The 11,862-nt window shown below is 33.5% G+C and carries 12 protein-coding genes; all 12 read left to right on the top strand.

Annotated elements, in window-relative coordinates:
- The first annotated feature begins 54 nt into the window (after positions 1-54).
- The gene (locus BZARG_RS06820; protein WP_008636598.1) at positions 55-549 is read left to right on the top strand and encodes a GbsR/MarR family transcriptional regulator; all 495 of its coding nucleotides are present in this window, start codon (positions 55-57) and stop codon (positions 547-549) included.
- Between the two features lie 101 nt (positions 550-650).
- Entirely contained in the window at positions 651-1,505 is an 855-nt protein-coding gene (locus BZARG_RS06815; protein ID WP_008636743.1) for an META domain-containing protein, read from the top strand.
- Between the two features lie 117 nt (positions 1,506-1,622).
- Positions 1,623-2,696, top strand: coding sequence for an AOC03_06830 family ribosome hibernation factor (locus tag BZARG_RS06810; RefSeq protein ID WP_237702581.1), 1,074 nt, complete (start codon positions 1,623-1,625; stop codon positions 2,694-2,696).
- A 122-nt stretch (positions 2,697-2,818) separates the two neighbouring features.
- Complete coding sequence (locus BZARG_RS06805; protein WP_008636635.1) at positions 2,819-3,631, top strand: SDR family oxidoreductase; 813 nt, start codon at positions 2,819-2,821, stop codon at positions 3,629-3,631.
- A gap of 214 nt (positions 3,632-3,845) precedes the next feature.
- Complete coding sequence (locus tag BZARG_RS06800; protein ID WP_008636723.1) at positions 3,846-4,859, top strand: NAD-dependent epimerase/dehydratase family protein; 1,014 nt, start codon at positions 3,846-3,848, stop codon at positions 4,857-4,859.
- Between the two features lie 11 nt (positions 4,860-4,870).
- The gene (locus BZARG_RS06795; protein WP_008636617.1) at positions 4,871-5,401 is read left to right on the top strand and encodes a DsrE family protein; all 531 of its coding nucleotides are present in this window, start codon (positions 4,871-4,873) and stop codon (positions 5,399-5,401) included.
- Between the two features lie 95 nt (positions 5,402-5,496).
- Positions 5,497-5,913 (top strand): DUF2141 domain-containing protein, encoded by a 417-nt coding sequence (locus BZARG_RS06790; protein WP_008636740.1) that lies wholly within the window; start codon positions 5,497-5,499, stop codon positions 5,911-5,913.
- 58 nt (positions 5,914-5,971) lie between these two features.
- Positions 5,972-6,610 carry an HdeD family acid-resistance protein gene (locus BZARG_RS06785; RefSeq protein ID WP_040288092.1) on the top strand — a complete coding sequence of 213 codons (639 nt, stop codon included), beginning with the start codon at positions 5,972-5,974 and terminating at the stop codon, positions 6,608-6,610.
- Positions 6,611-6,635: 25 nt separating this feature from the next.
- Entirely contained in the window at positions 6,636-7,304 is a 669-nt protein-coding gene (locus BZARG_RS06780) for a carboxymuconolactone decarboxylase family protein (protein WP_008636625.1), read from the top strand.
- Positions 7,305-7,488: 184 nt separating this feature from the next.
- Positions 7,489-9,210 (top strand): amidohydrolase, encoded by a 1,722-nt coding sequence (locus tag BZARG_RS06775; RefSeq protein WP_008636678.1) that lies wholly within the window; start codon positions 7,489-7,491, stop codon positions 9,208-9,210.
- Between the two features lie 18 nt (positions 9,211-9,228).
- The gene (locus tag BZARG_RS06770; protein ID WP_008636764.1) at positions 9,229-10,008 is read left to right on the top strand and encodes a glucose 1-dehydrogenase; all 780 of its coding nucleotides are present in this window, start codon (positions 9,229-9,231) and stop codon (positions 10,006-10,008) included.
- A gap of 353 nt (positions 10,009-10,361) precedes the next feature.
- Entirely contained in the window at positions 10,362-11,753 is a 1,392-nt protein-coding gene (locus BZARG_RS06765; RefSeq protein ID WP_008636613.1) for a flavin-containing monooxygenase, read from the top strand.
- Positions 11,754-11,862: the final 109 nt, after the last annotated feature.

Here is an 11,862-nt window from a genome sequence, read left to right as displayed (position 1 = left end):
AACTTTAGTATCAATTAGTTCGTAATGTTATGAACTAAAACTATATTTGAAGGTATGATACTTTCAGAAAAGAAAAAACAACTTATTGAAGAGATAGGCGTTCGAATTGAAGAGCGCTTAAGTTTATCGCCATTAGCAGCTAGGATTTTTGCACTGCTAACGTTGTCGTCGTATGAGGGTTTAACCTTTGAGGAGATTCGTCGGGCTATTGAAGCCAGTAAAAGTTCCACTTCGGTGAACATAAAGGTTCTAATGCAATTAGAATACTTAAAGTATTATACAAAGCCTGGAGATAGGAAGCGGTATTTCATAATAGCCAAACATTTTCAGTTGGAGTCTTTAAAGCTTTATCATCAATCAATTCAACGTGAAATTGAAATGGTAGAAAAAATTAATGACTACAATAAAGAGTTTCATCCAGAGAAGTTTTCATACGAAAAATCTGTGGGAAATATAACACAAGATTATTTACGGAAAACTCAAAATTTGGTAAACGAAGTATTTCAGGCGCTTACAAAGTTTCGTAAAGGAGAAGAAACCAGTATTTAACTGCTTAAGCGCCGGATTGTTAAATTTTAACAATACTTTAGTCTTATTTAGTTCGTAATGTTACGAACTAAAACTATATTTATGTAACTAAAACAATAAACATGAAAACAAAAATAATAACATTATCAATTATTGCAGTCGCATTTATGAGCTGTAATTCTGGTAAGAAATCCGAAACCAATGATTCTTTGGAAGTAAAAGAAGAAGTAACTCAAATGGAAACACCAACTATTAAAGATGAGGTGGCAACGCTTGAAAATACCAAATGGGTTATTACCAAGCTGGAAGGTAAGGATATGACCGATAGAGAAAAAAACGGACAAATAATTCATTTCGTTTTAGACTCCGAAACAAATAGTATTAGTGGTTTTTCAGGATGTAATACGTTTATGGGAACCTATAAAATGGAAGAAGGCGGACGTGTTTCTTTCTCCAAGTTAGGCTCAACTCGAATGGCTTGTCCAGATGCTAAAATAGATGAATCATTAATAATAAACATTTTTGAAACGGCTGATAACTTTAGAATTACCAACAATACTTTAGAATTAAACAAAGCTAAAATGGCACCATTAGCCGAGTTTAAAAAAGTAGTTATGGACAATGAAATTACCGAGACTTACTGGAAGCTTAAAACATTAGACGGTAAAGCTGTTACTATGGCAGACAACCAAGAGCGTGAAATTTATTTCACTTTAAAGAATGACGGAAATCGTGTTACAGGTTTTGCAGGTTGCAATGGCTTAAGTGGTGAATATATGTTAGAAGATGGGAACAGAATCCGTTTTGTAAACATGGCAACAACCCTAAAAGCGTGTCCAGATGTGGATGTGAATGAATCAGCATTTTTAAAGATTTTTGAACTGACAGATAATTATACTGTTAATAATGAAACATTGTCTTTAAATGTTGGTAAGCGTGCACCTTTAGCAGTTTTTGAAGCTGTTTATTTCGACTAAATTATCATAAAAAATCACATAAAATCGGGCTTTTGGAAAATTGTGTATCCAATTTATAAGAATCTATTTTAAAACAACACAACACACTATTTATTAATTAACTAAACATTTTAAATTATGAAGACTACTCTAAAAAAATTAAAAAACATTAATTCGGAGAATTGCATTACTATAATAATGAACTCTCATAGAACACATCCAGACTATTTAAAAGATGAAATCACTTTAAAAAATCATATTAAAGAAGTCGAAACAAGGTTATTGGCGGATACTACGAAGCGAAATGCAACAGCCTTATTGGATAAATTGCATGCGCTTGCAAAAGATATAGACTTCAGCCATAATTTAGATAGTTTAATTCTTTTTGTAAACGATGACATAGCTGAATATTCAAGATTAGCTATAAAAGTTGAAGATCGCGTGGTAATTGATGACACGTTTTCTACAAGAGATTTAATGAGATCTATTCATTCAGAATCAAATTACTATGTATTAGTTTTAAGTCAGGAAAAAGCCCGTTTAATTGAAGCTTTAAATGATAAAGTTGTTAAAGAATTCAAATCGCCTTTTCCATTTGAAAACAAGCAGTTTTTCTCTAAAAATAAGACAGAAGCAGCAGTTTCATCTAAAAAGTCAAGCTTAATGGCTGAATATTTTAACCAAGTTGATAAGGAAGTAAATATCATTAGAAAAAATAATCCACTTCCTGTTTTAATTTGTACAGTTGAAGAGAACTATGGCGAGTATATAAAAATAGCGGATGAAAAAGACAGTATTTTCACGTCTTTTTTAAACTCTAATAGAATGACGGAAAAGGATCAAGCTATTGTTATAGAGGCTTGGAAAATAGTAGAGGCTCACACCAAAAAAATGAATGATGATAGAAAGGCCGAGCTTTTAAAAGCCGTTACAGATAATAAGTTTTTATCTGATACTAATGATATTTGGAGAGCTATTAACGACGGTAAAGTGGAAACACTTTTCATTGAGCAAGGTTTATTTCAGCCAGCTGTTTTGGAAAATGATGAAATCAAATATGTATCGGAAGATCATAGAACGGATACAGGGATAATTGATGATGTTTTTGACGAAATGATTGAATTAAATATGAGTTTTGGTGGCGATGTCGTATTTCTTCCAAAAGGCGAATTATCTAAATTTAACGGTTTTGGCGCAGTAACGCGTTATTAAATAAGAATAGTAAAAATTAAAATAGCCCTAATTGAAAGCTTTTTTAATTAGGGCTTATTTTTTAAGCGGAGCAAAAACGCTTAAAAATTTAAAGTTAATAATAATCTTTAAAAACTATTAATATGAATTCTCAAACAAAAAAAATTGTGATTACTGGCGGTGCTGGCGGAATTGGACAAGCTTGTGCGCGATCATTTAAAAATCAGTCTATAATTCTAACGGATTATTCGCAAGAAATGGTTGATAAATCAGTGGCAACTTTAAAAAAAGAAGGCTTTGACGTTTCTGGAATTGCCTGCGATATTACCAATAAATCTGATGTTGAAAAGCTAACAAAATTCGTTTCAGTTAATGGAACTTTAAAAGCATTAATCCATACAGCTGGTGTGAGTGGTACGGTTACCGATTTAAAAAAAGTTTTCACGATTGATTTAGTTGCAACAGAATATTTAATTGATGCTTTTTATAAAATCGCTACTACCGATTCAGTAGCCGTATTATTGTCTTCTATGATGGCACATGTTGTACCGGCAAATGAAGTTTATGATGATGCGCTTACAAACCCACAGGAAGAAAATTCTTTTGATACGGTGAGTAAATTTGTTGATGGCAGTTCAGATACTATGTACAATTTTTCCAAGCGCGGCGTGCAATTATTAACGCAGAAACACATGGGTAAATGGGGTGCAAAAGGCGCGCGAATTGTGAGTGTTTCTCCAGGTGTAATTGAAACACCAATGGGTTTAAAAGCTGCCGAAGAGCATCCAGAACGCATGGAAAACATTAAGCAAGCCACACCATTAAAACGTAATGGTCAGCCTGAAGATGTTGCAGATGTTGTTAATTTTTTAACAAGTGATGCTGCGCGTTTTATTACAGGAACCGATATTTTGGTGGATGGTGGTGTTATTCATAACATTAAGAAAATGGGCTAAAAACCCTAACAATAGGAAGCTAAATTTAAGGTTGAAATTTAGTTTCCTGCTTTTTAATACCAATAGTAATAATTTAAAAGTGATAATGTGCTATCTCTTTAAGGTCTCATTTCCCACTATTTCTTTTTATAAAATTTTCACAAAAAAAAGAGTAAGTCGTCCTTTGGTCTAGCATTTGCTTAATAGTTAATTCAAGAATTAATTAAATTTCTAAATGAAAAAAACAAACGTTTTATTAACTGGCGCTTCTGGAACTGTTGGTTTCGAAGCTTTACAACAATTGCTTCAAAAAGATTATTTTAATGTGACGGCTTTTGATAAAAAAACGAAGCTTTCTACTGAAAAATTAGCACCTTTTAAAAATCAAATTACCTTAATATATGGTGATATAACTAATCCGAAAGATTTAGAGAATATCAAGGATGTAGATGCGGTGATTCATTTAGCAGCCATTATTCCACCGCTTGCAGACGAGATGCCAGAATTAGCGCATAACGTAAACACCAAAGGAACGCAAAACTTAATTCAGCAATTGGAGGCACATTCCCCAAATGCTTTTTTTATGTATAGTTCAAGTATTTCGGTTTATGGCGATCGTATTGAAAATCCATATATACATATAGGCGATCCTTTAATTCCAAGTGAAGGTGACGCTTATGCAGAAACGAAAATTAAAGCAGAACAAGCTGTTCAAAACAGTCAATTAAATTGGACAATTTTCAGATTAGCAGCCATTATGGGGAACCATAAAATGTCTAAATTAATGTTTCATCAGCCTTTAAATACCGCTTTAGAAATTGCCACACCACGAGATACCGCAAGAGCTTTTGTAAATGCAATTGAAAATGAAACTGCAGTAGCTAAACAAATTTTTAATTTGGGAGGTGGCGAAACCTGCCGAATTAGCTACGAACATTTTTTAGAACGCTCTTTTGCTATTTTTGGATTGGGTAAACTAGATTTTCCAGAGCATGCCTTTGCCGATAAAAATTTTCATTGTGGGTATTATGCTGATGGTGATGTTCTTGAAAAAAACCTTAACTTTAGACAAGATACCTTGGAAGATTTTTTTGCAATGGAAGCCGAAAAGGTATCGTCCATTAAAAAAATGGCAGCGTGTATATTTAAAAAACCTGTAAAATGGTATTTATTAAAACAATCTGAACCCCTAGAAGCATGGCAAAATAATGATAAAAAATTAAAACAACATTTTTTTAACCTGCAGTAAAACTATTCAACATGACAAAATATATTGGCATACTCTTTATTACAATAATTCACTTTAATATGAATGCACAAGATTGGAAAACGCCAACAATTGAAGGTTACGGCAGAATTGTAGATTATGAAAAAGCCGTTATTAAACCCGATCCAGCATCTGAATATAAGTTGCTTTTTCATATCACGACAGATAAGGAACGCGAAGGGGTAAACGTAGCCCTATGGAAAATTGCACGAACTATTAATTTATTAGAAAATGCCGGTGTTCCCAAAAAAAACATTCACGTTGCAGCCGTAGTTAGTGGTCCAGCAACGCCGCTTGTAATGAAGGAGGATGTGTATTTAAGTAGAATGAGCAAGCCAAATCCTAATTTGGATTTAATAGATAAACTAACAGATTATGGTGTGGCACTTCATTTTTGCGGTCAAGCAGCTGCCGAACGTAAAGTAGATCCAGAAACGGAACTAAATCCTAAAATAGCCTTAACGCTATCCGCGCTTATAGATATACCAACCTATCAAATGCAAGGTTATAGTATAATTTTTTAATAACTTTAGTAATAATAAATAACTTTAATTAATCGATTTTATTAATGTGAAAGCAAAAGCATATACCGTACTATTTTAATGTAAACCCATAAATTATGAACACTTTATTCTTCTATTTCTCAATTTTATTAGGTTTTTTAGCAAGCGATAAACCAAAACTGACTATAAATATTCAAAATATTGAATCAATTCAAGGTAAAATTATTATTGGTATTTATAGTGCTGAAGAAGGTTGGCTTGAAAAAGATTCAGAAATCAGACATTATCGAGTGTTAGTGTCTAAAAATACAGAGCAACTAATTATTACAGACTTGCCAAAAGGCGATTATGCTATTTCCATGTATCATGATGAAAACTCTGATGGTATTTGCAATCTTAATTTTATAGGTATTCCAAAAGAATCTTATGGGTTTTCTAATAACTTTAAACCAAAATTTTCGGCACCAAAATTTAAGGATTGTAAATTCTCGCTTTCTGAAGATCAAGAAATGAGCATTAAACTTGTTGATTAAAACCCAAAAACAAATACAAACACACAGTAACATTAATAACCAATTTACAACAATCATTATGGAAGCATCATTTTTAAAATCAATCAAAGAAGCAATCAAACACTGGTATATTCCGCTGCTAGTAGGTTTGTTTTTCGTTATTATCAGTATCGTAGTATTCATGTCGCCAGCAGGTTCTATTCTTACATTATCAATTCTTTTTGCCTTCTCATTCTTATTTGGTGGTTTAGGTGAAATTGTTTTTGCAGTGGTAAACAGACATCAATTAGAAAATTGGGGATGGTCCTTAGCTTTCGGAATTATTACATTTATTGTAGGTACTTCATTAGTTATGCAACCCGCTCTATCTATTACCGTTTTAGCATTTTATATTGGATTTATTTTATTATTTCGTTCCGTTGCAGCCATCAGTTTTGCGGTAGATTTAAAAAGATACGGTAGCAGAAATTGGGGTGTATTATTAGTACTGGGAGTTTTAGGGATTATTTTTTCATTTATATTAATTTGGAACCCAATATTTGCGGGAATGAGTGTGGTAATTTTAATAGCTTTGAGCTTCTTGTTTGCAGGACTCTTTAGCATTTACTTGTCAATACAATTACGTCAAATTCATAAATCCTCAAAACCTATTTCAGCCGAATTAAAAGCCCGATATGACAATCTTCTGGAAGAAATTCGTGATGAATGGGATGACTAACATTTAAGATTAAAGTTTAGAAGTGATGAATATAGATATTGCCATTCCGGAAAAAGTACGCTCTAGAGTAGAATTTAAGCGCCGATTTAGTTTAATAGAAATGTATAGCGCCTTTATTTACGTGCCAAGAGCTCTAAAAATGGTGAGTGTAAATAAGCAAAATAAATTAGTGAATCCTGATTTGTTAAAGCGATTAGAATTAGCAGTAACTGAAGTTAATGGCTGTTTGGCTTGTTCATATCAGCACACCAAAATGGCTTTACGCCAAGGCATGAGTGGGGAAGAAATAAGCAGTTTTTTAAGTGGAGATACTAATTTAATTAAACCAGAAGAAGCTAAAGCTATCATGTTTGCTCAACATTTTGCTGATTCCAGAGGATATCCTAAAAAATACGCTTTTAATACTATTATAGAAGAATATGGCAAAAAAGAAGCGCATGTTATGCTATCCACAATCCAAATTATGATTGCTGGAAATATGTATGGAATTCCATTTAGCGCATTTCAATCTAGGCGTAATGGAAAACCTTTTAAAGACAGCTCTTTGTTTTTTGAATTGGGAATGTTAATCGCAGGTATTTTTATAATGCCAATTGCATTTATTCATGGCGGTTTAAGAGGTTTGTTTGGGCTTTCAAACATAAAGTTTGATAAAAGTACGTCCAACGAAAATGAAGGATTTACTAACATGTAAATTTATTTAATTGTGTAAGTTTTAGTTATTATCTAAGCAAGCCTATTTAAATGACAAATAATTTCGAAGTGAAATATATTAAAATAGTCACTAATTTTAAAGTCACTTATACATGATAGGAATTATTAAAAAGAGGTTTTGAAGTTTCGAGAAATATGAAACTGATCAGTAAAAATAAATAAACATGAAACATATATTTTACAACGCAATTATACTACTCTGTTTATTTGGTTGCAAAGACGAGGCGAAGCCAGAAGTTAGTGTCGAATACGATTCCCAATTATTTTATAATGGCGATATAATAACGATGGAGTCCGATCAGCCTGAATATGAAGAAGCACTTGTGGAGCAAAAGGGCAAAATCGTATTTGTAGGAAGCAAAGCAGAGGCAGAATTACTATTTAAAAATTCGGAATTAATAGATCTTAAAGGAAAGACGTTATTGCCTGGTTTTATAGATCCGCATAGTCACTTTGGAATGGTGTCAAATACGATGGGGCAAGTGAATCTGAATCCTGAACCTGTAGGGGATGTCAGTAATATTGACGACATGCTTAATAGGCTTAAAGCTTATAAAGAAGATAATAAAATTGCCGATGGCGAATGGATTTTCGGTTGGGGTTATGATGATGGTCAATTGGACGAAAAACGCCATCCTACAAAACGTGATATCGATAAGGTTTTGCCTGATAATCCGGTCTATTTACAACATACTAGCGGACACATGGGTGTGGCAAATACATTAGCTCTTGAAAGATTAGATGTTACGGCAGAATCTAAAAATCCAGAAGGAGGTAGCATAGAACGTTTTCCAAACTCTAAAGAACCAACTGGTTTGGTTCAAGAAACAGCTATGTATCCTTTTGTAGGGAATATGTTTCAACTATTAGAACCTAAACAAGCCGAGTTTTTTGATTCTACACAAAGCTATTATGCGTCCAACGGTTTTACAACCGCTCACGATGGAATGACAGATAGAAATACTATTGCCTTTTTTCAAGCGCAAGCCGATGCTGGAAAATTGGATATCGATTTAATCGCGCTAGCCGGTTATACGGAATTGGAAAGTAATTTAGCCGATTCTACACTTCACTTTAAAACTTATAAAAACGGATTCAAAGTACAAGGAACTAAAATTGTTGCTGATGGTTCACCTCAAGGTAAAACTGCGTTTTTTACCAAACCTTTTTTAACGGAAGTTCCAGGTTGTGAAAGTGATTGTAAAGGTTTACCGAGCCTAACGCAAGATTATTTGAATAATTTATTTGAAATGGCTTATAAAAAAGACAACCAGTTATTCATTCACTGTAATGGCGATGCTACAATTGATATGGTAATTGAAGCGCATGAAAAAGCCTGCGAAACATTAAATCAGCCATTAGATAAAAACAGAAGAACTATTATTATTCACTCACAATTTGTGCGGCCAGATCAGTTAGACACTTTTGTGATGTATAATTTAGAACCGTCATTTTTTACCAATCATGCTTATTTTTGGGGTGATGAACATGTAAAGAATTTGGGTGAAGGGCGTGCAAATTTTTTAAGTCCGATGGTATCGGCAGATCATTTGGGATTAAAACCTACCAACCATTCTGACGCTACGGTAACTCCAATCGATCCTCTTTTTACTATTTGGACAGCGGTAAACCGTGTGTCACGTTCTGGAGCTGTTATTGGTGAAGCGGAAAGAGCAACGCCATATTTAGCTGTTAAAGCAATTACTTGCAATGCGGCTTATGAGTTTTTTGAGCAAGATATCAAAGGAACTTTAACAAAAGGTAAGCTAGCCGATTTGGTCATTTTAGACAAAAACCCATTGAAAGTAGAACCAATGGAAATTAAAAATATTCAGGTATTAGAAACCCTAAAAGAGGGTGTTGTTATTTATCAGAAACAAAAATAAATTTAAAAACACGACATTATGGATACATCAAAGTTTTTTGACTTAAAAGGAAAAACAGCAATAGTCACAGGCGGAGCAAACGGAATAGGAAAAGCTTGTTGCCAAATTTTAGCGGCTTATGGCGCTAAAGTGGTTGTTTCAGATTATAATTTAGAAGCGGCAGAAAAAACATCTAAAGAAATTAATGCAGACGGCGGAAAATCAATTGCAATAGATTGCGATGTGACTAAAGATGATGCTTTAGTAAACCTAGTTGATAAAACTGTTAAGGAATTCGGAAGCATCGAAATTTTGGTTAACAATGTTGGTGGCGGTGGCGCAGGTAAAGAAAGTCCTTATGATATTAGCGTAGAGCAATTCAAAAAAGTGTTCGATATGAACGTGTTTAGTATGTGGAGACTGTGTCAATTAGTAGCCCCTCACATGAAAAAGGCAGGTTATGGAAGTATTATTAATATGTCTTCTATGGCGTCTATAAATAAGAGTCCTGCTATTAGTGCGTATGCATCTTCTAAAGCGGCCATTAACCATATGACACGTAATTTAGCTTTCGATTATGGACCAGATAACATTAGAATGAATGCTATTGGACCAGGAGCAACAAGAACACATGCTTTGAGTACGGTTTTAACGCCAGAATTAGAAAAAGCAATGCTAAAACATACCCCAATAAAAAGATTAGGTGAAGCAGTAGATATTGCCGGAGCCGTACTTTATTTTGCATCACCAATTTCAAGTTGGACAAGCGGTCAAGTTATCTTTATTAATGGTGGTGGCGAGCAGACTTTGGATATGTAGAATTGTTTAATTTTAATTCAAAATAACATATTATAAAAAGCTATTATTGATCAATAATAGCTTTTTTCATTCAAAAAACATCAAAACAGCTGTTTTTTGTCATTTTTCAGTTTAAAAACACCTTGTTGTCATGGTGTTCATTTCTTAATATTTGGATTTTTGCTGCAAAAACCGTACCTTATCAGCTTCGGTATATAAAACATCAATCGGAACATAAAAGAGCTTATTTCTTTTAGTCGTATCATTTTACGATTGAAGCTTCCTAACTGCTATTAGCAGCCATTTACCTAAATTATTATTACTAATAGTCTGTATGGGATTCCTATGCGGATTCAAAAATTTATATAATATATATGAAAAAAACACGCATTGGAATTATCGGAGCAGGACCCAGTGGTTTAGCACAATTAAGAGCATTTGAAGCAGCAAAAAAAGAAGGACATGATGTTCCTGAAATTGTATGTATTGAAAAACAAAGTAATTGGGGTGGTATGTGGAATTACTCATGGAGAACGGGTGTCGGTAAATACGGCGAGCCTATTCATGGAAGTATGTACAAATATCTGTGGTCTAATGGTCCTAAAGAATGTTTGGAGTTTTCTGATTATTCATTCGATGAGCATTTTAAAAAGCCTATTTCATCCTATCCACCAAGACCTGTTTTATTCGATTATATCCAAGGTCGAATTAAAAAGAATAATGTTCGTGACTATATTCGTTTTGACACTACAGCCCGATGGGTAAGTTTTGATGAAGAATCACAGAAATTCACGGTTGTTTTAGACGATTTGAAAATTGACAAAACATATGAGGAGGAATTCGATTATTTAATTGTTGCTTCTGGACATTTCTCTACGCCAAATATGCCATATTTTAAAGGTATCGAAAATTTCCCTGGTCAGGTAATGCACGCGCACGATTTCCGTGGTGCTGATCCCTACAAAGATCAAAACTTATTAATAATTGGTAGTAGTTATTCTGCTGAAGATATAGGCGTGCAGTGTCATAAACACGGGGCTAAAACGGTAACGTTAAGTTATAGAAGTAATCCAATTGGCGTTAATTGGCCAGATGGTATAAAAGAAGTGCCGTTATTAACCCATTTTGAAAACGACATCGCCCACTTTAAAGATGGCACATCAGAAAAATATGATGCCGTTATTATGTGTACGGGTTACCAACATAAATTTCCATTTCTACCAGATGAAATGCGTTTGAAAACAAAAAACAATCTGTATCCAGATAATTTATATAAAGGTGTGTTTTTTAATGATCTTCCTAGATTAATTTACTTGGGAATGCAAGATCAATATTATACATTTAATATGTTCGATACTCAAGCTTGGGTAGCGAGAGATTATATGATGGGAAGATATAAATTACCATCTAAAAAAGAGCGTCGATACGATATTGACAAGTGGTTAAAAGAAAATGACACATTACAATCAGGTAACGATCACGTCGATTTTCAATCAGCGTATATTAAAGACTTATTGGCAATATCAGATTATCCAGATTTTAACGTGGATAAAGTAGGTGTCATGTTTAAGGAGTGGTTAAAAGATAAGGATGAGAATATTTTAACGTACCGCGATAAAACCTATCAGAGTGTTGTAACTGGAACGATGGCGGAAACTCATCATACCGAGTGGATGGACGAGTTAGATGATAGTAAAGAGCGTTATTTATATCAAAATGAAAGCGAAGAAGAATTATCGGATACTTTAGAAGTGACATCTATTTAGCATAAAAACCTATAGATTTACAAAGTTTATCGTAAATTTAAATTTTAATAAATCTTTTCAAAAAGCAATTGTTTTAAACAATTGCTTTTTAACTTTGTGCCCATGATAA

The sequence above is a fragment of the Bizionia argentinensis JUB59 genome, assembly GCF_000224335.1.
Lineage (GTDB): Bacteria > Bacteroidota > Bacteroidia > Flavobacteriales > Flavobacteriaceae > Algorimicrobium > Algorimicrobium argentinense.
This window is presented reverse-complemented; position numbering and strand designations above follow the sequence as displayed.